This is a genomic window from Janthinobacterium sp. 67 (assembly GCF_002797895.1).
Taxonomy (GTDB): Bacteria; Pseudomonadota; Gammaproteobacteria; order Burkholderiales; family Burkholderiaceae_D; genus Janthinobacterium.
Map to the genome: position 1 here is coordinate 5075381 of NZ_PGES01000001.1, position 22727 is coordinate 5098107.

General features: G+C 63.2%; 20 protein-coding genes and 1 other RNA gene. 18 read left to right on the forward strand and 3 right to left on the reverse strand.

Features of this window, described 5'->3' with window-relative positions; all coding sequences use genetic code 11:
- Positions 1-62 precede the first annotated feature (62 nt).
- Positions 63-605 (forward strand): hypothetical protein, encoded by a 543-nt coding sequence (locus CLU90_RS22835; RefSeq protein WP_100428981.1) that lies wholly within the window; start codon positions 63-65, stop codon positions 603-605.
- A gap of 73 nt (positions 606-678) precedes the next feature.
- Here the strand turns inward: CLU90_RS22835 and CLU90_RS22840 are convergent, their stop codons facing one another.
- Positions 679-2382: a thiamine pyrophosphate-binding protein gene (locus CLU90_RS22840; RefSeq protein ID WP_100428982.1), complete on the reverse strand. Its 1704-nt coding sequence runs from the start codon at positions 2380-2382 to the stop codon at positions 679-681.
- A gap of 236 nt (positions 2383-2618) precedes the next feature.
- On the opposite strand from CLU90_RS22840, the gene rnpB reads away from it, so the two are divergent.
- The 16 genes from rnpB to ftsZ all read left to right on the forward strand — a co-directional run bounded on the left by rnpB (position 2619) and on the right by ftsZ (position 20927).
- An RNA gene (rnpB, locus tag CLU90_RS22845) (RNase P RNA component class A) lies at positions 2619-2980 on the forward strand.
- A gap of 662 nt (positions 2981-3642) precedes the next feature.
- The gene (mraZ, locus tag CLU90_RS22850; RefSeq protein WP_035824821.1) at positions 3643-4071 is read left to right on the forward strand and encodes a division/cell wall cluster transcriptional repressor MraZ; all 429 of its coding nucleotides are present in this window, start codon (positions 3643-3645) and stop codon (positions 4069-4071) included.
- 9 nt (positions 4072-4080) lie between these two features.
- Complete coding sequence (gene rsmH, locus CLU90_RS22855) at positions 4081-5058, forward strand: 16S rRNA (cytosine(1402)-N(4))-methyltransferase RsmH (protein WP_100428983.1); 978 nt, start codon at positions 4081-4083, stop codon at positions 5056-5058.
- On the forward strand, positions 5055-5324 hold the full coding sequence (ftsL, locus tag CLU90_RS22860) for a cell division protein FtsL (RefSeq protein ID WP_034748894.1): 270 nt from the start codon (positions 5055-5057) through the stop codon (positions 5322-5324). The genes rsmH and ftsL overlap by 4 nt, the downstream gene beginning before the upstream one ends.
- Complete coding sequence (locus CLU90_RS22865) at positions 5324-7102, forward strand: peptidoglycan D,D-transpeptidase FtsI family protein (RefSeq protein WP_092717063.1); 1779 nt, start codon at positions 5324-5326, stop codon at positions 7100-7102. The genes ftsL and CLU90_RS22865 overlap by 1 nt, the downstream gene beginning before the upstream one ends.
- Before the next feature lie 8 nt (positions 7103-7110).
- Positions 7111-8619: a UDP-N-acetylmuramoyl-L-alanyl-D-glutamate--2,6-diaminopimelate ligase gene (locus CLU90_RS22870; protein ID WP_100428984.1), complete on the forward strand. Its 1509-nt coding sequence runs from the start codon at positions 7111-7113 to the stop codon at positions 8617-8619.
- Positions 8620-8630: 11 nt separating this feature from the next.
- On the forward strand, positions 8631-10061 hold the full coding sequence (locus CLU90_RS22875; protein WP_100429546.1) for a UDP-N-acetylmuramoyl-tripeptide--D-alanyl-D-alanine ligase: 1431 nt from the start codon (positions 8631-8633) through the stop codon (positions 10059-10061).
- A gap of 2 nt (positions 10062-10063) precedes the next feature.
- Positions 10064-11239 carry a phospho-N-acetylmuramoyl-pentapeptide-transferase gene (gene mraY / locus CLU90_RS22880; RefSeq protein ID WP_092803429.1) on the forward strand — a complete coding sequence of 392 codons (1176 nt, stop codon included), beginning with the start codon at positions 10064-10066 and terminating at the stop codon, positions 11237-11239.
- A complete protein-coding gene (gene murD / locus CLU90_RS22885; RefSeq protein WP_100428985.1) occupies positions 11239-12795 on the forward strand; it encodes a UDP-N-acetylmuramoyl-L-alanine--D-glutamate ligase in 1557 nt (518 codons plus the stop codon). The genes mraY and murD overlap by 1 nt, the downstream gene beginning before the upstream one ends.
- Positions 12795-14006, forward strand: a complete 1212-nt coding sequence (ftsW, locus tag CLU90_RS22890) for a putative lipid II flippase FtsW (RefSeq protein ID WP_092717072.1) — start codon at positions 12795-12797, stop codon at positions 14004-14006. Before murD ends, ftsW begins: the two co-directional genes overlap by 1 nt.
- The gene (gene murG, locus CLU90_RS22895; protein WP_100428986.1) at positions 14003-15097 is read left to right on the forward strand and encodes an undecaprenyldiphospho-muramoylpentapeptide beta-N-acetylglucosaminyltransferase; all 1095 of its coding nucleotides are present in this window, start codon (positions 14003-14005) and stop codon (positions 15095-15097) included. The genes ftsW and murG overlap by 4 nt, the downstream gene beginning before the upstream one ends.
- A 10-nt stretch (positions 15098-15107) precedes the next feature.
- Positions 15108-16511 (forward strand): UDP-N-acetylmuramate--L-alanine ligase, encoded by a 1404-nt coding sequence (gene murC / locus CLU90_RS22900; RefSeq protein ID WP_100428987.1) that lies wholly within the window; start codon positions 15108-15110, stop codon positions 16509-16511.
- A gap of 1 nt (position 16512) precedes the next feature.
- A complete protein-coding gene (locus CLU90_RS22905) occupies positions 16513-17481 on the forward strand; it encodes a D-alanine--D-alanine ligase (RefSeq protein WP_232731303.1) in 969 nt (322 codons plus the stop codon).
- A 1-nt stretch (position 17482) separates the two neighbouring features.
- Positions 17483-18295 (forward strand): cell division protein FtsQ/DivIB, encoded by an 813-nt coding sequence (locus tag CLU90_RS22910; RefSeq protein ID WP_092717084.1) that lies wholly within the window; start codon positions 17483-17485, stop codon positions 18293-18295.
- A gap of 36 nt (positions 18296-18331) precedes the next feature.
- Positions 18332-19564, forward strand: a complete 1233-nt coding sequence (ftsA, locus tag CLU90_RS22915) for a cell division protein FtsA (protein ID WP_010394955.1) — start codon at positions 18332-18334, stop codon at positions 19562-19564.
- Between the two features lie 154 nt (positions 19565-19718).
- Positions 19719-20927 (forward strand): cell division protein FtsZ, encoded by a 1209-nt coding sequence (ftsZ, locus tag CLU90_RS22920; protein WP_092717088.1) that lies wholly within the window; start codon positions 19719-19721, stop codon positions 20925-20927.
- A 97-nt stretch (positions 20928-21024) separates the two neighbouring features.
- Here ftsZ and CLU90_RS29755 read toward each other — a convergent pair whose 3' ends face one another.
- Positions 21025-21180: a hypothetical protein gene (locus CLU90_RS29755; RefSeq protein WP_198511252.1), complete on the reverse strand. Its 156-nt coding sequence runs from the start codon at positions 21178-21180 to the stop codon at positions 21025-21027.
- Positions 21181-21220: 40 nt separating this feature from the next.
- Here CLU90_RS29755 and CLU90_RS22925 point away from each other — a divergent pair, with 40 nt between their 5' ends.
- Positions 21221-21727 (forward strand): peroxiredoxin, encoded by a 507-nt coding sequence (locus CLU90_RS22925; protein ID WP_092717091.1) that lies wholly within the window; start codon positions 21221-21223, stop codon positions 21725-21727.
- 163 nt (positions 21728-21890) lie between these two features.
- Here CLU90_RS22925 and CLU90_RS22930 read toward each other — a convergent pair whose 3' ends face one another.
- The gene (locus CLU90_RS22930) at positions 21891-22658 is read right to left on the reverse strand and encodes a class I SAM-dependent methyltransferase (protein ID WP_100429547.1); all 768 of its coding nucleotides are present in this window, start codon (positions 22656-22658) and stop codon (positions 21891-21893) included.
- Positions 22659-22727 lie beyond the last annotated feature (69 nt).

Consider the following 22727-nt stretch of genomic DNA (forward strand, 5'->3'; position numbering starts at 1 on the left):
GGCGCGTTTTTGCATTGGCGGCGCCAGTTGTAATGGCGCCGTTACTCAAGTAAAGGAATGCCATGTATTCATCCACATCGCCGCGCCTGGCCGCCATGCTGGCCGCGCTGCTGCTCGCTGGCGCCACGGGCGCCGCTGCCGCTGCCGTCAAGGGCAAGAAGCCGGCCGGACTGGAGCGCTACGGCGTGGCCGTCTACTCCGACCTGTGCCTGCAAAAGGACAGCGGCGAAATCGGCGGCCAGCGCGTCACCCTGCACCGCTTTGCCGAAGCCGATTCCGTCATCTATGAGTTCACGGCTGGCGCCCTGAGCTGGCCCATCGTGGCCAATGACGTCAACCTGGACGCGGTCACGGGCGTTTTCGACTTCACCATCGCCGGCGCCGACGGCGAGGAGCGCACCATCGTCGGCAAGTTTTCCAGGGATGGCCAGACCCTGACCCTGGAAGGCGATTACTGCGGCGGCAACGTGCGCATGCCCATGAAACTGAGCCGCGTGCGCGATTTCGGCCGTCCCCTGAAAAACTGCACGCCATGCCCGCCGACGCCGCAAGCGCCCGCCGAGACAGTGCCTGCCGAGGAAAGCGCGACTGTGCCCGCTGCCTGAGCGATCACTGCTGCCAAAAAGAAAAAGGCCCGGTATCGACCGGGCCTTTGTTATTTGCAGCGTCGCAAGAGGCTTACTTTGCCGCCTGTGCCTTTTCCGCCGTGGTGCGGATGGTGGCCAGGGTGGCGTTCGGCGTGATCAGGTTGCCGTCGTAGCGCAACTCGATCAGGGCCGGCAAGTTGTGCGCCTTGGCGTGCGCCAGCGCCCGTTGCAGGGCAGGGGCGAACTCTTCCGTCGCATTCACCACTTCGCCCTGCGCGCCATACGCTTGCGCCAGCGCCGCGAAATCCGGGTTGTGCAGGGTCGTGCCCGAGACGCGGCCCGGGTAGTCGCGCTCCTGGTGCATACGGATGGTGCCGAACATCTGGTTATTGAAGACGATGATGACCACGCCCGCCTGGTATTGCACGGCGGTGGCCAGTTCCTGGCCATTCATCATGTATTCGCCATCGCCGGCAAACGTGATCACGGTGCGTTCCGGATGCACGATTTTCGCCGCCACGCCTGATGGCACGCCGTAGCCCATGGCGCCGTTGGTTGGCGCCAGCTGGGTGCGCATGCCGCCGTAGCGGTAGAAGCGGTGCGCCCACGAGGCGTAGTTGCCGGCGCCGTTCGTCAGGATGGTGTCGGCCGGCACTTGCGCCATGATCTCCTGCGTTACCTGCCACAGGTCCAGCGGCGCCTGGCCATCCTGGAAGATGGGCGGGCGCTCCTGGTAGGCGGCCAGCTCGGCCTTGGCCTCGGCCGGCGTGTGCTGCCAGGCGGTAGCGTCGACGGGAGCCATGGCGGCCAGCATGGCGCACACTTGCGGCATGCCGCTGTTGATCATCAGCTCGGCCTGGTAGACGCTGCCCAGTTCCTCGGCATCCGTATGGATGTGCACGAGGCGCTGGCGCGGCACGGGCGAGTCGAACAGGGTGTAGCCCCCCGTCGTCATTTCACCGAGGCGCGGCCCGATGGCGATGACCAGGTCGGCATTTTTCACGCGCGCGGCCAGTTTCGGGTTGATGCCGATGCCGACGTCGCCGATGTAGTTCGGGTGCGCATTGTCGAGCAAGTCCTGGAAGCGGAAGGCGCAGGCGACGGGCAGGTGGTTGCTTTCCGCAAACTGTTGCAGGTCGGCGCAGGCCTGCGGCGTCCAGGTGGCACCGCCCAGCAAGACCAGCGGCTGTTTCGCGGTGGCCAGCATGGCGCGCAGTTGCTGCATTTGCGCGTCGGATGGTGCCGCCTGCACGGGCTGGTAGGCGCGCGTGTCGGCCACGGTGGCCAGCGAAATGAGCATGTCTTCCGGCAGGGCCAGCACGACGGGGCCGGGGCGCCCGCTGGTGGCCACCTGGAAGGCGCGCGCCAGGTATTCGGGGATGCGCTCGGCGCGGTCGATCTGCGCCACCCACTTGGCCATCTGGCCGTACATGCGGCGGTAGTCGATTTCCTGGAACGCTTCGCGGTCGACGAAATCGTTGCCCACCTGGCCGATGAACAGGATCATCGGGGTGGAATCCTGGTAAGCCGTGTGTACGCCGATCGAGGCGTTGGTGGCGCCCGGTCCGCGCGTGACGAAGCAGATGCCCGGCTTGCCCGTCAGCTTGCCGTAGGCTTCGGCCATGAAGGCGGCGCCGCCTTCCTGGCGGTTGATGATGAAGCGGATGCCGGAATCGTGCAGGGCGTCGAGCACGTCCAGGTAGCTTTCGCCAGGCACGCCAAAGGCGGTGTCGACACCGTGGATCTGCAGGGCATCGACCAGGATCTGGCCGCCGGTACGGGATTGTTGCGTCATGTTCGGCTCTTTATATTCTAGTGGGTGGCAAAGAAATGGGGCAAGCGGTGCGCATGCGCCTGCATGCAAGCAGCTTGCCTCATTCTATGTGAGCCGATTTGGCCCGGCTTTTGAAATGGCGACACCGAATTACACAATCCCCCGTACCCGGAGCCCGACGAGGTGCCCGGCGAGCGGTGTCGTGCCGGCACAGGCCTTTTTGCAGAAACATGCTGCGGCGCGGTACAATGGCGGGTGAAGCAGGCCAGACAGTCGCTGGCCGGCGCAGCAATGCGCTGGCGGGAGGAAGGTCCGGACTCCATAGAGCGGGGTGACGGTTAACGGCCGTCCGCTGAAAGCCTACTCGACGTACTTGTACGGAGAGGGGGTATAAGGCGAGGAATAGGGCCACAGAGACGAGCGTATTAAGTTACGGTGAAACGCGGTAACCTCCACCTGGTGCAATTTCAAATAGGCACGCGATGATGCTGCTCGCGGAGCGTGCGGGTAGAAAGCTTGAGCGCCCGAGTAATCTGGCGCCTAGAGGAATGACTGTCATAGCGCCAACCTGCAAGGGAAGGCGCCGTAACAAAATCCGGCCTATCGGCCTGCTTCACTTGAATTCCCGCTTCCTGGCTTGCCAGGGAGTATCTCGGCCGCGGCAGCGTTGACTGCCGCGCGCCAATCAAAAGCCCCCGCAACGGGGCTTTTTTTGTTTCTAAAAATAAGGCAATCGAGATAAAGTTGTATAGACAAGTAAAAATGGACAATTGGTTAAAGTTTCTTGGTTCTAATTAATTGCTGCATTGCAAAAATAGTTTTCCCACATCAGGCCAGCCCCGGAAAACAGGGCCGGCAGGCGCCATGGACGATTATTTTTTGCTTTAAACCAAGTCTTTCGCTGCGGACGATTGCTGTTGTGCCTGGATGACGAAATTATTGTCATGTGTCAACTAACTGTAAAAAATTCAATTTTTTGATTTCGTTTTTTTCGATGTTTACGGTAGGAAAACACATGTGTGCAGATGAGGTAGCACATTCACTATCTTTCATAAGTATCTAATTTATCGATATATTTTTATTTGAGACTCCTTCAACGATATGCGCTAAGTCCTTAATTTCATTAATAAAATTCCTGTTTTGCCAATCGGAAACCGCTTGACCACTATCTTTGCTTCCTCTAAAGTGGGCAACTGTGTGAAAAAGTGTGTTTTTGTGGGAAATTTTCCCTTTTTATCGCGATGCGCAAGCGTCGCAACCCAAGCTCAAAAAAGGTCTTTCGTGTTTCAAGGCGCGTCCGCAATCAATCTCGATGCCAAAGGCAGGATGTCTATCCCTGCCAAGCACCGTGACGCGCTGGCGATTCAATGCGAAGGCCGCTTGACCCTGACGAAACACCCCGATGGCTGCCTGCTGTTTTTCCCCCGTCCCGTGTGGGAAAGCCACCGCCAGCAAATCGCCGCCTGGCCCATGTCGGCGCGCGCCTGGCAGCGCATCTTCCTCGGCAACGCCGTTGACGTCGAGCTGGACTCGGCCGGCCGCGTGCTCATCTCGCCCGAATTGCGCAACGCCGTCGGACTGGCGCGCGAAGTCATGATGATCGGCATGGGCAGCCACTTTGAAATATGGGATGCCGCCAAATTGGCCGAAAAAGAACAGCAGGCGATCGATGCCGGCACCCCCGATGTACTTTCCAATTTTTCTTTCTAAGGCTCCGTAATGACACAACTCACGGTGCCGGAATTTCAGCATCGCACGGTGCTGCTCGATGAAGCGGTCGATGCGCTCGACCTGTCGGGCGACCGCGCGCACGGCGTTTACGTCGACGGCACGTTCGGCCGCGGCGGCCATAGCCGATTGATTTTGTCGCGCCTGGCGCCCGACGCGCGCCTGATCGGCTTCGACAAGGACTTGCAAGCGATCGCCACGGCCGAACAGATCGCCGACCCCCGTTTCCAGATCGTCCATGACAGCTTTGCCACCATGACGGCCAGCCTGGCCGAACGCGGCGTGCGGCAGGTGGACGGCATTTTGCTTGACCTGGGCATCTCGTCGCCGCAAGTCGACGACGCGGCGCGCGGTTTCAGCTTCCGCAACGACGGACCGCTGGACATGCGCATGGATACCACGCGCGGCATCTCTGCGGCCGAGTGGCTGGCCGTGGAGACCGAGCAGAATTTAGAGAAAGTGATACGCGATTATGGGGAAGAACGGTTTGCTTTTCAGATTGCAAAGGCGATTGTTGCTGGCCGGGCAGTCCAGCCAATTTCAAGCACACGACAGCTTGCCGGCATCGTGGCAGGCGCCGTCAAGACCCGCGAGAAGGGTAAGGACCCCGCTACCCGCACCTTTCAGGCCATACGCATTTTCATTAACAAAGAGCTCGAGGATCTCGAGATCGGCCTGAACCAGGCGTATGCCTGCCTGGCGCCCGGCGCGCGCATGGCCGTGATCAGTTTTCATTCGCTGGAAGACCGCATGGTCAAGCGCTTCTTCGCTTCGAAGGCGAACGTGGTGCAGCCTGACCGCCGCCTGCCGATTCGCGCCGTGGACTTGCCGCAGCCGGAAATGAAGCTGATTTCGAAGATGAAGCCGTCCGATGCCGAGATCGAGGGCAACCCGCGCTCGCGTTCGGCCGTGATGCGCGTGGCGCAGCGTTTGCCGCTGGCCGCTCCTGCAAACGGCGGCGCCCGATGACTGGCAAGCTGTGTGTCGTGCTGTCGGCCCTGCTGGTGTGCTGCGGCCTGTCGCTGGTGAACGCGCAGTACCAGTCGCGCCACCTGCTGATCGACCTGGAACGCGCGCAAGCGCTGTCGCGCCAGCTCGATATCGACTGGGCGCAGCTGCAGCTGGACCAGTCCACTTTGGGCAAGCATGAACGCATCGAATCGATCGCACGGCGCGACCTGAGCATGACGCCGCTGACGGCGGCGCGTACGCAATACCTGACGGAGGGCGAATAATGAAGTTGGGCGGTAATAGCAACGGCCGGGTGGCGGCATCGAAAGGCGTGCCATTCTCGAAGAACCCCGTACTGGCGGTGCGTCTGCCCGTCTGGCGTTCGCGCGTCGTGCTGTTCCTGCTGTTCTTCGCTTTCGCCGGCCTGGGGGCGCGCGCGCTGTGGCTGCAGGGCGTGTCGACGCAGTTCCTGCAAAAGCAGGGCAAGGCACGCTATGAGCGCACCCTGGAATTGCCGGCCACGCGCGGCAAGATCACCGACCGCAATGGCCAGGTGCTCGCCTCGTCCGTCCCCGTGAAAGCCATCTGGGCCATTCCCGACGACGTGCTGCAGGCAACACCCGAAAAAATCAATGCGCTGGCCGGCCTGCTGGAAATGAACGTCAACGAATTGCGCAAGAAGCTCGATTCGGACCGCAGCTTCGTTTACCTGAAACGCCAGGTCGAGATGGACGTGGCCGACAAGATTTCCAAGCTGGGCATCGACGGCATCGACGAACGCAAGGAATACAAGCGCTTCTATCCGCAGGGCGAAGTGATGACCCACGTGGTCGGCTTTACCAACGTGGAAGACGTGGGCCAGGAAAGCATGGAACTGGCGCAGCAGAAAACCCTCGTCGGCACCACCGGCAGCCGCCGCGTGATCAAGGACCGCCTGGGCCACATCGTCGAAGACATCGGCTTCATCCACGAACCGCACGACGGCAAGGACCTGACCCTGTCCGTCGACAGCAAGATCCAGTACATCGCCTTCACGCAGCTGAAGGAAGCGGTGGAGAAATTCAACGCCAAGGCCGGCGGCGCCGTGGTGCTCGACGTGCACACGGGCGAAGTGCTGGCCCTGGCCAATTACCCGAGCTACGACCCGAACGACCGCCGCAAGCTCACGGGCCAGCAGCTGCGCAACCGCGTCATGACCGATACCTTCGAACCCGGTTCGACCCTGAAGCCGATCACGGTCTCGCTGGCGCTCGACACGGGCCGCGTCAAGCCGGGCACCCTGATCGACACGGGCCCGGGCCGCTATACCATCGCCGACCGCACGATCACCGACACCAAGCCGCATGGCGTGATCAGCGTGGCCGAGATCATCGAAATGTCGTCGAACATCGGCACCTCGAAGATTGCGCTGGGCATGCCGTCGCAGGAAATGTGGGAAATGTTTACCAAGGTGGGCTTCGGCCAGCAGCCGAAATGGGGCTTCCCTGGCGCCGTGGCCGGCAGAGTACGGCCCTATAAATCGTGGCGCCCGGTGGAGCAGGCGACCATGAGCTACGGTAACGGCATTTCCGTGTCGCTGATCCAGCTGGCGCGCTCCTACATGATGTTCGCGCGCGATGGCGACACGATTCCCCTGTCGTTCCAGAAGGTCAATGAACTGCCCGTGGGCCAGCAAGTGATCAAGCCGAAGACGGCCGCCGAAATGCGCGCCATGCTCGAACTGGTGGTCTCCGGCGCGCACGGCTCGGCCAAGCGTGCCCAGGTCGCCGGCTACCGCGTGGGCGGCAAGACGGGTACCGCCTACAAGGTTGAAAACGGCCGCTATGCGATGCCGCGCAAATACATCGGCTCTTTCGTGGGCATGGTGCCGATGTCGGCGCCGCGCTTCATCATTGCCGTGATGATCGATGAACCGACTGGCCCCGCCCACTATGGCGGCCAGGTTGCCGCTCCCGCTTTCGCGGCGATTGCGACCAACGCGCTGCGCGCGATGAACGTGCCGCCCGATTCCTCCGTTACCGAAATCGTGGTCCCGGCCAATGCCGGCCCGGAGGCCATGTGAAGTCACTCATGACCATACAAGACATCAGTTTGTGGATCAAAACGGCTGCCCCGTCCGGGCAGCTGACGTCCGATTCGCGCCGCGTGCAGCGCGGCGACGTGTTTTTCGCCTATGCGGGCGCCACGCAGTTCATCGCCGCCGCCATCGCGCAGGGCGCCGCCGCCATCGTGCATGACGCCGTCGAATGGAATGCCGCATGGACCGTGCCGCACCTGCTGGTCAGCGACCTGAAGCGCCTGGCCGGCCCCGTGGCGCATGTTTTTTACGGCATGCCCGACAGCGCCATGTTCAGCGCCGGCGTGACGGGCACGAATGGCAAGACCTCGTGCGCGCTGTGGCTGGCGCAAGCGCTGGCGCGCCTCGGTGTAACATCGTCCGTCATCGGTACCTTGGGCGTGGGCCTGTGCAAGCCGCGCGGCGCCATCGAGTTCGACGTCACCGGCTACACCACGCCGGACGCCGTGCTGCTGGCGCGCAAGCTCGCCGTCATGCGCGACGCCGGCGCGCAAGCGGTCGCCATCGAAGTGTCGTCGATCGGCCTGGACCAGGAACGCGCGGCGGGCATGCATTTCGACGTGGCCATGTTTACCAATCTGACGCGCGACCACCTCGACTACCACGGCGACATGGCGGCCTACGAGGCGGCCAAGGTAAAACTGTTCGACTGGCCAGGCTTGAAAACGGCCGTCATCAACCTCGACGATGCCATGGGCCTGCGCCTGGCGCGCCACGTGGACGGCAAGCTGTCCGGCCAATACCCGGTCATCGGCTACACCTTGCAGGATGCGGCGGCCTTGCCCGACTTGCCGGGCGTATTGATGCTGCGCGCCAGCCAGTTCCGCAGCCGCAATGCCGGCACCGACTTCCACCTGGAATGCCCGCTCGGCGTGGCGCTGGTCAAGACGCAGCTGGTGGGCCACTTCAATATCAGCAACGCGCTGGCCGTGCTGGGCGCCTTGCTGGCGCACGGCACCGGCCTGCGCGCCGCCATCGACGGCATCGAATCGCTGCAGCCGGCCCCGGGCCGCATGCAGCAGGTGGGCGGCCAGGAAGCGCCGATGGTCGTCATCGATTACGCGCATACGCCGGACGCGCTGGAAAAAACCCTGGCCGCCTTGCGCCAGGTGGCGCAGGAGCGGGGCGGCCAGCTGTGGTGCGTGTTCGGCTGCGGCGGCGACCGCGATCCGGGCAAGCGCCCGCAGATGGGCGCCATCGCGCAGCTGGCCGATCATGTGCTGGTCACCAGCGACAATCCGCGCAGCGAAGACCCGCACGCCATCATCGCGCAGATCGTCGCCGGCATGCGCGCCGACGGCCCGCAGCCGCAAGCCATCGAAGACCGCGCCGCCGCCATCCTGTCGGCCATCAAGCACGCGGCCAAGCCGGACGTGATCCTGCTGGCGGGCAAGGGCCATGAGCCATACCAGGAAATCAAGGGCAAGAAACTGCCGTTCTCCGATGCCGACCATGCGCAGCTGGCCCTGTCCGCGCGCCTGACGATGATGAGGACGAACTGATGGATCGCCTCATGCACGCAAGCCTGACGGAACTGATGCCATCGCTGCAAGGCGCGCAGCTGACGGGCGACGCCGTTTTTGACGGCGTCTCGACCGACAGCCGCAGCGCCCCGGCCGGCTCGCTGTTCGTCGCCCTGCGCGGCGAGAGTTTCGACGCCCACGATTTCCTCGATCAGGTGGCCGCGCGCGGCGTCGCCGCCGTGGTGGTCGAGCGCCTGCCCGAAGGCTGGGACAGCGGCAAGGTGCCGGCCATCGTGGTGGCCGATACCTTGGTGGCGCTGGGCCGCATTGCCAACCACTGGCGCGGCCGCTTCAATTTGCCTGTCATCGGCGTCACCGGCAGCAACGGCAAGACCACCGTCAAGGAGATGATTTCGTCCATCCTGGCGGCGGCCTTCGGCGAAGAAGGCCGGCTGGCCACGCGCGGCAACCTGAATAACGAGATCGGCGTGCCGCTGACCCTGTTCCGCCTGAGCGGGGAGCACAAGGCGGCCGTCATCGAGATGGGCATGAACCATCCTGGCGAGATCGCCCGCCTGGCCGCGATTGCCGCGCCGACCCTGGCGATGGTCAACAACGCGCAGCGCGAACACCAGGAATTCATGCATACGGTGGAAGCCGTGGCGCGCGAGAACGGCGCCGCGCTGGCGGCCCTGGCCGACGACGGCGTGGCCGTCTTCCCGCATGGCGACGAATTCACACCCGTGTGGCGCGAGCTGGCCGGCGCTCGCGCCGTCATCACCTTCGGCCTGTCGAAAGACGCCGACGTCAGTTGCACGCACCGCGCGGCCGAGGATTTTGGCAGCGACCTGTTCGTCAGCGTGCGCGCACGGGACGGCGGCTTGCGCCAGTTTTTTGTCGGCCTGCAGGCGGCGGGCGAACACAATGTGCGCAATGCGCTGGCGGCCGTGGCATGCGCCGTCGGCGCCGGCATCGCCATCGAACATATTCAGCAGGGCCTGGAGGCATTTTCTCCCGTGAATGGCCGCCTGCAGAAAAAACGTGCCGCCAATGGCGCCACCATCATCGACGACACGTATAACGCCAATCCGGATTCGGCGCGCGCGGCCATCGATGTGCTGGCGCAGGCCGCGGCACCACGCATCCTGGTGCTTGGCGAGATGGGCGAAGTCGGCACGCAGGGGCAGCAGTTCCACGAAGAGATCGGCGCCTACGCCGCCGCCAAAGGCATCGAACACGTGCTGGCGACGGGCGGCCTGGCGCGCCATCTGGTCAATGCGGCGCAGGTCGCCGCGAGCCGGGAATCAGGCACGGTCGTGGAGTATTTCGAACAGTTCGACGGTTTGCTGGCGGCGCTCGATGCGCATTTGTCCGGCCGTTCGGATGCAACAGTATTAATCAAGGGCTCCCGTTTCATGAAGATGGAACGGGCCGTGCAGCATTTGATTGGTTCAAACAACAATAACAAGGAAGCTCACTAATCATGCTGCTCTGGCTCGCTCATTATTTCCAGGACGACATTGGCCCACTGCGGGTCTTTAACTTCATCACGTTCCGCGCCGTCTTCGCCACCCTGACGGCGATCCTGATCGGCCTGTGCGCCGGTCCCGCCGTGATCCGCATGCTCACGCGCATGAAGGTCGGCCAGGCCGTGCGTACGGACGGCCCGCAAACGCATCTGAAAAAACACGGCACGCCCACCATGGGCGGTGTGCTGATCCTCATCGCCATCGGCATTTCCACCCTGCTGTGGGCCGACCTGTCGAACCGCTTCATCTGGCCGGTCTTGATCGTCACCCTGGGCTTTGGCGCCGTCGGCTGGGCCGACGACTACCGCAAGGTGGTGCACCAGGACCCGGAAGGCATGCGCTCGCGCGAAAAATACTTCTGGCAGTCGCTGATCGGCATCGTCGCCGCGTTTTACCTGGCGTTTTCCGTCTCCGTGTCGGAACCTGACGCGGGCCACGTGTGGAATCTGATCTACGCCTGGGTACAGTCCGGCTTCGCCATGGACCTGCCGCCGAAGGCCGATCTGATCGTACCGTTCTTCAAGACCATCAGCTATCCGTTGGGCGTGTGGGGTTTCATCGCGCTGACCTATTGCGTCATCGTCGGCACCAGCAACGCCGTCAATTTTACCGATGGTCTCGATGGCCTGGCCATCATGCCGACCGTGATGGTGGGCACCGCCCTGGGCCTGTTCGCCTACCTGACGGGTAACGCCACCTATGCGCGCTACCTGTTCATCCCGCACATTCCGGGCGCCGGCGAACTGGTGATCTTCTGCGGCGCGCTGGCCGGTTCCGGCCTGGCCTTCCTCTGGTATAACACGCACCCCGCGAAAGTGTTCATGGGCGACGTGGGCGCGCTGGCACTGGGCGGCGCACTGGGCACCATCGCCGTCATCGTGCGTCAGGAAATCGTCCTGTTCATCATGGGCGGCATCTTCGTCGTCGAAACGCTGTCCGTGATCATCCAGGTCGTCTGGTTCAAGTACACCAAGAAGCGCTTTGGCGCCGGCCGCCGCGTCTTCCTGATGGCGCCATTGCATCACCATTTTGAACAAAAAGGCTGGAAAGAGACGCAGGTTGTCGTGCGTTTCTGGATCATCACCATGATGCTGGTGCTGCTCGGCCTGACCACCTTGAAGCTGCGCTGATGATGTACGACGCTAAAACCGCACTGGTACTGGGCCTCGGCGAATCGGGGCTGGCGATGGCCCTGTGGCTGGCCCGCAGCGGTGCGCTGGTCCGCGTGGCAGATACAAGGGAAACCCCTGAGCGCCTGGCCGCGCTGCAGGCCGCCGTGCCGCAGGCGCAGTTCATCGCCGGCGCCTTCACGGCCGACCTGCTCGATGGCGTCGATTTCGTCGCCGTCAGCCCTGGCCTGGCGCCGCAGCGCGAACTGGCGCACATCGTGCCGGCCGCAGCTGAAAAGAATATCCCCGTGTGGGGCGAGATCGAACTGTTCGCGCAGGCGCTGGCCGCGCTCAAGGCGGAACGCGGCTATGCGCCGAAAGTCGTCGCCATCACGGGCACGAATGGCAAGACGACGGTGACCAGCCTGGTGGGTCTGCTGTGCGAACGCGCGGGCCTGGCCACGCGCGTGGCCGGCAATATCAGCCCGGCCGCGCTCGACGTGCTGCGCGAAGTGCTCGACGCCGAACCGGCGCCACAGCCTGTGGCTGAAGGAGAAGAAGCGGCGGAACCCGTCGCCAGCACCCTGCCGCAGGCGTGGATACTCGAGCTGTCCAGCTTCCAGCTGCACACGACGTTCAGTCTGCAGGCCGATGCGGCCACGGTCCTGAACCTGTCGCAGGATCACCTGGACTGGCATGGCGACATGGCCGCCTACGCAGCCGACAAGGCGCGCATCTTCGGCGACGAGACCGTGCGCATCCTGAACCGCGACGATGCGGCCGTCATGCACATGGCCGATCCGCTGGTCGAGACGATCACCTTCGGCACGGGCGAGCCGGCGGAAGTGGACAGCTTTGGCCTGGTCAATGAACGCGGTATCTTCTGGCTGGCGCAAGCCGTGCCCAGCGAAGAAGTGATCGAGAAAAAGCGCAGGAAGAACGATCCGGCGCCGGAACCGGTGCCGACGATGGCGAAAAAACTGATGCCGGCCGACGCGCTGAAAATCCGCGGCCAGCACAACGCTTCGAATGCGCTGGCGGCGCTGGCCCTGTGCCGCGCCATCGGTTTGCCATTCGCGCCGCTGCTGCACGGCTTGCGCGAATACCAGGGCGAGCCGCACCGCGTGGAGCTGATCACGGCCGTCAATGACGTCGAATACTACGACGACAGCAAGGGCACGAACGTGGGCGCGACAGTGGCCGCGCTGTTCGGCCTGGGCAAGGCGTTTGGCGGCGCGGAACAGCGCCTGGTGCTGATCGCCGGCGGCGACGGCAAGGGGCAGGATTTCTCGCCGCTGGCTGAACCCGTGTCGCGCTATGTGCGCGCCGTGGTGCTGATCGGCCGCGATGCGCCTGCGCTGCGCGCTGCCCTCGAGCCTGCCGGCGTGGACATCGTCGACTGCGCCACCTTGCCGGAAGCCGTCAAGCGCGCCAGCAGCCTGGCGCTGGCCGGCGATGCCGTGCTGCTGTCGCCCGCGTGCGCCAGCCTGGACATGTTCAAGAACTATGCGCACCGCGCGCAGGTGTTTGTCGACGCCGTGCGCGACATCGCCCTGGAAAACGGACAGGATATCTGATGGCCTTCCAACTGCCCTTCAGCTTTGGTTCCGGCTCGGCTGCCAAGCCGCTGGATAGCCGCGCGCGGCAGTCGAAGATGATGGACTACGACAAGCCGCTGGTGTGGGTCGTCCTGCTGCTCATGTTGCTGGGCATGGTGATGGTGTATTCGGCGTCGATCTCGCTGTCGGACGCGCGCAAGTTCGCCGCCTACACGAACAATTATTTTGTCGTGCGCCAGGCGCTGTTCATCGGCGTGTCGGTGATCGTTGGCGCGATGGTATTCCGCATCCCCGTCGCCACCTGGCAAAAGATGGCGCCGTGGCTGTTCATCGGCACCCTGGTGCTGCTGGTGATGGTGCTGATCCCGGGCCTGGGCGTATCGGTCAACGGCGGGCGCCGGTGGCTGAATTTGCCGGGCCTGCGGCCGCAGCCGTCCGAGCTGATGAAGGTGGTGATGGTGCTGTACGCGGCCGATTACACGGTGCGCAAGCAGGAATACATGCACAAGCTGACCAAGGGCTTCATGCCGATGGCGCTGGCCGTGAGCTTCGTCGGCCTGCTGCTGCTGATGGAGCCCGACCTGGGCGCTTTCGGCGTGATCGTCTGCATTGCCATGGGCATCCTGTTTTTGGGCGGCGTCAACGCCATCTGGTTCGGCGGCATCGGCGCCATGCTGACGGCGATCTTCGTCACCATCATCGCCCTGTCGAAATTCCGCCGCGAGCGGTTTTTTGCGTATCTCGATCCGTGGCAGGAAGACAATGCATTGAACAAGGCTTACCAGCTGACGCACTCGCTGATCGCCTTCGGGCGCGGCGAACTGTTTGGCGTGGGCCTGGGCGGCAGCGTGGAAAAACTCCATTACCTGCCTGAAGCGCACACGGACTTCTTGCTGGCCGTGATCGGCGAGGAACTGGGCCTGGTCGGCGTGCTGGTCGTGATCGGCATGTTCTACTGGATTATCAAGCGGGCGTTTGACATCGGCCGCCAGGCGATCGCCATCGACCAGACCTTCGCGGGCCTGACGGCGAAGGGCATCGCCATCTGGATCGGCGTGCAGACCTTCATCAACATGGGCGTGAACCTGGGCCTGCTGCCGACCAAGGGCCTGACCTTGCCCCTGATGAGTTATGGCGGCACGGGCGTACTGATTAACTGTATCGGCCTGGCGATTTTGCTGCGCATCGATTACGAAAACCGGATCCTGATGCGCGGAGGCCGGCTATGAACAACGTGACGAACTTGAAGACGACGAAAAGACTGATGATCATGGCGGCCGGTACCGGCGGCCATATCTTCCCTGGCCTGGCAATTGCGCAAACGATGCGCGCGCGCGGCTGGGAAGTGAGCTGGCTGGGCACGACCCACGGCATGGAACAGGACCTGGTGCCGAAAAGCGGCATTCCCATGGATGCGATTGAATTTTCCGGCATGCGCGGCAAAGGTCTGGCGCACACGCTCAAGGGCGGCTTCAAGATGCTGGCCAGCTTCTTTGCCATCCGCCGTTTTATCGCGCGCCGCAAGCCGGACGTGGTGATGGGCATGGGTGGGTATGTGACGGTGCCGGGCGGGCTGATGGCGCGCCTGAAGGGCGTGCCGCTGGTGCTGGTCAATGCCGACGCGGCCCTGCTGTTGTCGAACAAGACGCTGGTGCCGCTGGCGCAGCAAGTATGCTTCGGCTTTCCGGCCGATTTCGGCAGCGCCGCCGGCAAGGCCGTCGTCACGGGCAATCCCGTGCGCGCCGAGATCCTGGCCATGGCGCCGCCGGCGCTTCGCTTCGCGGGCCGCAACGGACCGCTGCGCATCCTGGTGGTGGGCGGCAGCCTGGGCGCGAAAGCGCTGAACGACAATCTGCCCGCCGCGCTGGCCCTGATGCCGGAAGCCGAGCGTCCGCTGGTGACGCACCAGTCGGGCAAGAAGAATATCGACGCCCTGCATGCCGCGTATGCGCGGGCGGGCGTGCAAGCCAATGTGGTCGATTTCATCGACGACATGGCCAGGGCATATACCGAAGCCGACCTGGTGATTTGCCGCGCAGGCGCCATCACCCTGTCGGAACTGACGGCGGCTGGCGTGGCCAGCGTGCTCGTGCCGCTGGTGGCATCGACCACCAGCCACCAGCGCGACAACGCGCAATGGATGGCGAAACAAGGCGCGGCGATTCATCTGCCGCAGACGGAAATGAGTGCGGCGTCGCTGAGCACATTGCTGGCGTCCCTGACGCGGGATACCTGCCAGCACATGGCGCAAGCGGCGCTGGCAGCAGGCAAGCGCGACGCCAATGAGGCGATCGCACACGTATTGGAAAAACTGGCATGAGGTTAGCTCTGTGAAGCATAAAGTAAACAATATCCACTTTGTCGGCATTGGCGGCAGCGGCATGAGCGGCATCGCCGAAGTGCTGGTCAACCTCGGCTACAAGGTGTCGGGCTCGGACCTGGGCAGCAATGCGGCGACGCAGCGCCTGGCGAGCCTGGGCGCGACCGTCATGCTCGGCCACGCGGCGGAGAACATCGGCGACGCCGATGCGGTGGTGACGTCGGGCGCCGTCCCGCAAGACAATCCGGAAGTGGCGGCCGCGCGCGCGCGCAAGATTCCGCTGGTGCCGCGCGCCGTGATGCTCGGTGAATTGATGCGCCTGAAACGCGGCATCGCGATTGCCGGCACGCACGGCAAGACGACGACGACCAGCCTGGTCGCTTCCGTGCTGGCGCAGGGCGGTCTCGACCCGACTTTCGTCATCGGCGGCCGTTTGACCAGCGCCGGCGCGAACGCCAAGCTCGGTTCGGGCGACTACCTGGTGGCCGAAGCCGATGAATCGGACGCCTCGTTCCTGAACCTGACGCCGATGATCGAAGTGATCACGAATATCGACGCCGATCACATGGATACGTACGAACACGATTTCGAAAAGCTCAAGCAAGCCTTCGTGCAGTTTACGCACCGCTTGCCGTTCTATGGCCGCGCCATGCTGTGCATCGACGATCCGCACGTGCGCGCCATCATCCCGTCCGTGACCAAGCCCGTCACCACCTACGGCTTCGCGGAAGACGCGCAAGTGCGCGCCATCAATGCGCGCGCCGTGGGCCTGGAAATGCACTTCACCGTGCTGCAGGAAGGCTATCCGGATCTGGACGTGGTACTGAACCAGCCCGGCATGCACAATGTGCAGAATGCCTGCTCGGCGATCGCAATCGCGCGCGAAATCGGCATCGCCGACAGCGCCACGCAGCAGGGCCTGGCCGAGTTCTCCGGCGTGGGCCGCCGCTTCACGCGCTACGGCGACGTGGCGCTGCCGAACGGCGGCAGCTTCGCCCTGGTCGACGATTTCGGCCATCACCCTGTGGAAACGGAAGTGACCCTGGCCGCTGCGCGCGCCGCCTATCCTGGCCGCCGTCTGGTACTGGCTTTCCAGCCGCACCGCTACAGCCGCACGCGCGACCTGTTCGAGGATTTCGTCAAGGTGCTGGGCGCGCCCGACGTGCTGCTCTTGTCCGAAGTCTATGCGGCGGGCGAAGCGCCCATCGTCGCCGCTGACGGCCGCGCCCTGGCGCATGCGCTGCGCGCGCGCGGCAAGATCGAACCGATTTTCGTCGAGTCCATGACGGACATGGCCGACACCATCATGAGCGTGGCGCGCGACGGCGACGTCGTGCTGACCATGGGAGCCGGCTCGATCAGCGGCATCCCGAATCAACTGACAACGTATCCATCCAACACTGTAAAGGCCTGATGTGAACCAAGCTTCAGCTATCGACGTAAAACAATTGGGCAAGGTCGGCGTCCTGTTCGGCGGCAGCTCGGCCGAGCGCGAAGTGTCGCTGATGTCCGGCACGGGCGTGCTGGCCGCTTTGAAAAGCCGCGGCGTGGACGCGCACGCGTTCGACACGGGCGAACGCAGCCTGGCCGAACTGGCCGCTGAAAAATTCGACCGCGTCTTTATCGCGCTGCACGGCCGCTTCGGCGAAGACGGCAGCCTGCAGGGCGCGCTGGAGCAGCTGGGCATTCCCTACACGGGCAGCGGCGTGATGGCCTGCGCGGTGGGCATGGACAAGGTCTACACCAAGATGATCTGGCTGATGCACGAGCTGCCGACGCCGAAGTACGCGGTGCTCGATGACAGTTCCGACCTGGCCAAGGTGGCCGCGGAACTGGGCTTGCCGCTGATCGTCAAGCCACCGCATGAAGGTTCGAGCATCGGCATCACGACGGTCAACGAGGCATCGGCCTTCCAGGCGGCCTACGACATCGCCGCCGGTCTCGATGATGCCGTGCTGGCTGAGGAATTCATCAGGGGCCGCGAATTCACCGTCGCGATCCTGGGCAAGGGCGCCACGGCGCGCGCGTTGCCGCCGATTGAAATCGTCGCGCCGCAAGGCAATTACGACTACCAGAACAAGTACTTCACGGACGACACGCAGTATTTCTGCCCGCCGCAGCTGGACCCGGCGATCGTGGCGGAGATGGAACGCATCGCCGTGGCAGCCTACCGCGCTCTCGGCTGCGAAGGCTGGGGACGGGTCGACGTGCTGATGCGCGCGGCCGACAGCAAGCTGTTTCTGCTGGAAGTGAACACCTCGCCAGGCATGACGGGACATTCGCTCGTGCCGATGGCGGCGCGCGCGGTGGGCATCAGCTATGAAGACCTGTGCCTGGAAATCGCCGCTGGCGCGCGTTTGAAAATGCACAAGGGACAGCACTGATATGTGGCATGACGCTAAAAGCCTCAATACGACTGCCAACGGCTTGCTGGCCGCGGTTCTGGTCGTGTGCGTGGCAGCCGGCGTCTGGTGGGTGTCGCAGCGTCCCATGTTCGACCTGCGCACGATCAAGGTGGAAAGCGCGGACGACAAGGGCCTGCGCCACGTGAATTACCTGACCCTGCGCAGCGGCACCTTGGGCCGCATCAAGGGCAATTTTTTCACGACCAACCTCGATAGCGTGCGCGGCGTGTTCGAATCGGTACCCTGGGTACGCCGTGCCAGCGTGCGGCGCGAGTGGCCGAACCAGCTGATCGTGGCGCTGGAAGAACACGAAGCGCTGGGCACCTGGGGCGAGGATGGACGCCTGCTGTCGGTCAAGGGCGACGTGTTTACGGCGAACGTGGCCGAAGCGGAAGACGACCATGAATTGCCGGCGTTTGCCGGCCCCGATGGCAGCGAGAAGGAAGTACTGGCCACCTACGTGCAGCTGGCGAAGTGGTTTGCGCCGCTGAAGATGGTGCCGGAAACCCTGTCGTTGTCGAGCCGCTATGCGTGGACGGTGAAACTGAATAACGGCATGAGCGTGGCGCTGGGGCGCGAGCAGAATCATACGACCCTGAAGGCGCGGGTCGACCGGCTGGTGGGTATCTATCCGCAACTGGCGAGCCGGCTGGAAAATATCGACACGATCGATATGCGCTACCAGAATGGCCTGGCGCTCAGTTCCGCCGGCCTGGTGATACCGGCCGAAGGCAAGGATGGCAAGCCAGTGATGAAGAAGAAAAACAGCAGTCCGATTAAAAAACCGACTTAACTTAATAATTTATAGCCCATACATTAGGCGACAGAAATGACAAAAGACGCGAAAAACCTGATCGTCGGCCTCGACATCGGCACCTCGAAAGTGGTGGCGGTGGTAGCCGAAGTGATGTCCGACGGGCGCCACGAAGTGATCGGGCTGGGCCAGCACGAATCGAAGGGCCTGAAAAAGGGCGTGGTGGTCAATATCGAGGCCACGGTGGAGTCCATCCAGCGCGCGCTGGAAGAGGCCGAGCTGATGGCCGACTGCAAGATCCGCAATGTGTACGCGGGCATTGCGGGCAGCCATATCCGCAGCTTCAATTCCAGCGGCATGGTGGCCATCAAGGACAAGGAAGTGACGGCGACCGACGTGGCGCGCGTCATCGAGACGGCAAAAGCGGTTAACATTCCGACCGATCAGCAATTGCTGCACACGGTGCCGCAAGAGTTCATCGTCGACAGCCAGGAAGACGTGCGCGAGCCTATCGGCATGAGCGGCATCCGCCTGGAGGTGAAGGTGCACATCGTCACCGGCGCCGTGTCGGCGGTGCAGAACATCGTCAAGTGCGTGCGCCGCTGCGGCCTGGAAGTGTCGGACCTGATCCTGCAGCCGATGGCGTCCGCCGATGCGGTGCTCACGCCCGACGAGAAGGAACTGGGCGTGGTGCTGATCGACATCGGCGGCGGCACGACCGATGTGGCGGTATTCTCCGATGGCGCGATCCGCCATACGGCAGTCATTCCCATCGCCGGCGATCAGATCACCAACGACATCGCCATGGCCTTGCGTACCCCGACCGCGGAAGCGGAAGAAATCAAGATCCGCTATGGCGTGGCCAAGCAGGTCCTGGCCGACCCCGGCGAATCGCTGGAAGTGCCTGGCCTGGGCGACCGCGGCCCGCGCAACCTGTCGCGCCAGGCGCTGGCGGCAGTGATCGAACCGCGTGTCGAAGAGCTGTTCGCCATGGTGCACCAGGTGGTGCGCGAATCCGGTTACGAAGGCGTGCTGTCGTCGGGCATCGTGCTCACGGGCGGCACGTCCATCATGCCCGGCATGGTGGAAATGGCGGAAGACATTTTCCTGAAACCGGCGCGCTTGGGCACGCCCGAGTATCGGGGCCAGCTGGCCGACGTGGTGCGCAGTCCGCGCTATGCCACGGTATTGGGCCTGCTGCTGGAAGCGAAGAAGCAATACCTGCGCGGCCACATCGTGACGCGTCAGGACGGCTCGGTGAAGGCAGTCTGGCAGCGCATGAAGGAATGGTTTTTAGGGAATTTTTAAGGGCATGATTTTCGCCCGGCAGCACAGGTTTTTTGGCAGCATCGCAGGTACACACACATAACTTTATTTTATATTTAACCGCAGTTTTCAATCTCCAGTTCTCCTACCAATATGAGGCCTGGCGCTTGGAAACCGCATCTGATAGGAGCACATCATGGAGTTCGATATGGTCGATAACACAGCTTTAGGTACCGTCATCAAGGTCGTCGGCGTCGGCGGTGCGGGTGGCAATGCAGTCCAACACATGATCAACAAAGGCATGTCGGGCGTGGAGTTCATTGCCGCCAACACCGACGCACAGGCCCTGTCGACATCGAAGGCCCACAACATCATCCAGATCGGCGATACCGGTCTGGGCGCAGGCATGAAGCCTGCCGTCGGCCGCCAGCTGGCCGAAGAATCGCGCACGCGCATCGCCGATTCGCTGCGCGGCGCGCACATGGTCTTCATCGCCGCCGGCATGGGCGGCGGCACGGGCACGGGCGCCGCTCCCATCGTCGCTGAAGTGGCCAAGGAACTGGGCGCGCTGACGGTGGCCGTGGTTTCCAAGCCATTCTCGTACGAAGGCCAGAAGTGCATGGACATCGCCGACGAAGGCCTGGAGCAGCTGTCCCTGCACGTCGATTCGCTGATCATCATCCTCAATGAAAAACTGGAAGAGATCTACGAAGACGAAAGCATGCTGGAATGGATGCAGCACGCCGATGATGTGCTCAACAACGCGGTGGCCGGCATTGCCGAGATCATCAACGTGCCTGGCCATATCAACGTCGACTTCAACGACGTGAAGACCATCATGGGCGAGCAGGGCAAGGCCATGATGGGTACGGCGACGGCTTCCGGCGTCGACCGCGCGCGTATCGCCGCCGAACAGGCTGTCGCTTCGCCGCTGTTGGATGGCATCGATCTGTCCGGCGCGCGCGGCGTGCTGGTCAACGTCACGGCCAGCCGTGGCTTGAAAGGTAAAGAGATCAAGGAAGTCATGGCCGCCGTGCGCGCATTTGCCGCGCCGGACGCGTCGATCGCGCAAGGCATCGCCTACGACGACGCCATGGGCGACGACATCCGCGTGACCGTGGTGGCCACGGGCCTGGGCCGCGCCAAGAAAAACATCCAGCTGGTGCCGCAGCAAGTGCTGCGCACCGGCACCCACAACGGCCCGCTGACCCCGTCGGCCGCCATGGGTAGCGCGCAAGCGGCGGCGACGACGGTAGGCGTGGCCACGCCGGCCGCCGGCTTTGACGGCATGAAGGCGCCGGCGGTATGGCGCCGCGAATCGGCTTCCGAGCAGGTGCGCGCGATGGAAAAGAATGGCATGGAGACCTACGACATTCCAGCGTTCCTGCGCAAGCAAGCCGATTAAGCGCAGAGAAAAAAGCCCATGGTGGCGTTGCATAGCCTTGCCGTATATTCGTACTGTCTTCGGCCATGCGCCTTGCCCTGAGCATTTTTCATGCGCTTCAATATGGAAAAGGTGATCTGATGTATGCAACGATGACGGCGGCCTGAGGGCCGCCGTTTTTTTTGCCGGTTTTTGACTTTTGACTTTGCCTTTCCTGCCATTTTCTGCACAAATACGGCAAGTCAGGCATACTATCGCGCAGTGTCGGCATCATGCCGGCAGCATCCTCAACCGACAGTACACAAGGAGTCAACATGACCATCAAGATCGGCGACACCCTGCCAGAAGGCACCCTGGCCGAATTCATCGAAAGCGAAACCGAAGGTTGCGCACTGGGCCCGAACACGTTCAATGTGCAAGACCTGGTCAAGGGCAAGAAGATCGCCATCTTCGGCCTGCCAGGCGCCTACACCCCGACCTGCTCCGCACAGCACGTGCCAGGCTACGTGCAGCACGCTGCCGACCTGAAAGCCAAGGGCGTCGATGAAATCTGGTGCATCTCCGTCAACGACGCGTTCGTGATGGGCGCCTGGGGCCGCGACCAGAAAGCCACCGGCGTCGTACGCATGATGGCTGACGGCAACGCCGCCTACAGCAAGGCCCTGGGCCTGGACGCCGATTTTTCCAAGCATGGCATGGGCACGCGCTCGCAGCGCTACTCGATGCTGGTCGACAATGGCGTCGTGACGCAATTGAACATCGAGCAAGGCGGCAAGTTTGAAGTGTCGAATGCGGAAACCTTGCTGGGCCAGCTGGCTTAAGCAGAGCGCAGGCCTGTGTAGGTCGGCGTAGGTCGGCTTAGCGCAGCGTAAGCCGACGTGCTACGGTCGCACCGCGTTTGCTTCAGCATTGTTGGATTACGCGCTGCGCGCTAATCCAACCTACGCATGAATCAAAACGGCGCCATCGGCGCCGTTTTGACGTTTACTGTACCGACGGTTTCCTTGCCTCGAACATCGCCGCATCGATGCTGAACGAATAGTCGTCCTGCAGCGCGAAATATCTTCTCGCTTCCTCGGGCGCGCCATCGAACAGGTTGCGGATGGCCGCCACTCGCTCGTTCGGCGTGCGCATGCGCGCCACCCACTCGTCGAACTGCATCGTCAGTTTCCACACGCTGTGCAAGCTGTGGTTAAAACCCGCGTTGTTGAATTTGGCACCCCATTCGCAGGTGCGGTAGTCGCGCACATGCGAAGCATCGCGCAGCATTTCCACCGCCTGCAAGGTGCTGTCGTACAGGGCCGTTTTCGGCGCGACGATGTCGACCACGAGCAAGGTGCCGTTCGGGCGCAGCACGCGCCACGCTTCGGCCAGGGCTCCCGCCACGTCGTTCCAGTGGTGCGCGGAAAAGCGCGTGACGACCATGTCGAAGCTGGCGTCGGCAAACGGCAGGCGGGCCACGTCTCCCTGTTGCGTGCTGATGTTGTGCAAGCCTCGCTGCGCCTTCGCGTGGTCGACGACGTCGAGCATGGGCTGCGCCAGGTCGTAGGCGACGACCGATTGCGCCACGGGAGCGACGGCGAAGCTGGCGTGGCCGGCGCCGCAGCCCAGGTCCAGGACGGCGGGCTTGCCATGGCGGCGCGCGCATTCCTGCATCAGCACCAGGTCGGCGCCTTGCGCGTGAACGGCGCTGCTCAGGTAGGCATTGGCAGTCTTGCCAAACTGTTCGGTAACGACATCGTGCTGCTGCATGGTTTTCTCCTGGTGATGGGCGAGTTCCTGCAGAATAAGGATAAAATTATCCTGTAACAAGACCATAAC

What these genes read in the sequence shown, in the direction of transcription:
- murG (WP_100428986.1), top strand. Translation starts at nt 14,003, where the DNA reads ATGAACAACGTGACGAACTTGAAGACGACGAAAAGACTGATGATCATG.
- ftsW (WP_092717072.1), top strand. Translation starts at nt 12,795, where the DNA reads ATGGCCTTCCAACTGCCCTTCAGCTTTGGTTCCGGCTCGGCTGCCAAG.
- CLU90_RS22930 (WP_100429547.1), bottom strand. Translation starts at nt 22,658, where the DNA reads ATGCAGCAGCACGATGTCGTTACCGAACAGTTTGGCAAGACTGCCAAT.
- CLU90_RS22840 (WP_100428982.1), bottom strand. Translation starts at nt 2,382, where the DNA reads ATGACGCAACAATCCCGTACCGGCGGCCAGATCCTGGTCGATGCCCTG.
- CLU90_RS22910 (WP_092717084.1), top strand. Translation starts at nt 17,483, where the DNA reads ATGTGGCATGACGCTAAAAGCCTCAATACGACTGCCAACGGCTTGCTG.
- CLU90_RS22875 (WP_100429546.1), top strand. Translation starts at nt 8,631, where the DNA reads ATGCACGCAAGCCTGACGGAACTGATGCCATCGCTGCAAGGCGCGCAG.
- murD (WP_100428985.1), top strand. Translation starts at nt 11,239, where the DNA reads ATGATGTACGACGCTAAAACCGCACTGGTACTGGGCCTCGGCGAATCG.
- ftsA (WP_010394955.1), top strand. Translation starts at nt 18,332, where the DNA reads ATGACAAAAGACGCGAAAAACCTGATCGTCGGCCTCGACATCGGCACC.
- CLU90_RS22870 (WP_100428984.1), top strand. Translation starts at nt 7,111, where the DNA reads ATGACCATACAAGACATCAGTTTGTGGATCAAAACGGCTGCCCCGTCC.
- CLU90_RS29755 (WP_198511252.1), bottom strand. Translation starts at nt 21,180, where the DNA reads ATGATGCCGACACTGCGCGATAGTATGCCTGACTTGCCGTATTTGTGC.
- ftsZ (WP_092717088.1), top strand. Translation starts at nt 19,719, where the DNA reads ATGGAGTTCGATATGGTCGATAACACAGCTTTAGGTACCGTCATCAAG.
- CLU90_RS22865 (WP_092717063.1), top strand. Translation starts at nt 5,324, where the DNA reads ATGAAGTTGGGCGGTAATAGCAACGGCCGGGTGGCGGCATCGAAAGGC.
- CLU90_RS22835 (WP_100428981.1), top strand. Translation starts at nt 63, where the DNA reads ATGTATTCATCCACATCGCCGCGCCTGGCCGCCATGCTGGCCGCGCTG.
- ftsL (WP_034748894.1), top strand. Translation starts at nt 5,055, where the DNA reads ATGACTGGCAAGCTGTGTGTCGTGCTGTCGGCCCTGCTGGTGTGCTGC.
- rsmH (WP_100428983.1), top strand. Translation starts at nt 4,081, where the DNA reads ATGACACAACTCACGGTGCCGGAATTTCAGCATCGCACGGTGCTGCTC.
- mraY (WP_092803429.1), top strand. Translation starts at nt 10,064, where the DNA reads ATGCTGCTCTGGCTCGCTCATTATTTCCAGGACGACATTGGCCCACTG.
- CLU90_RS22925 (WP_092717091.1), top strand. Translation starts at nt 21,221, where the DNA reads ATGACCATCAAGATCGGCGACACCCTGCCAGAAGGCACCCTGGCCGAA.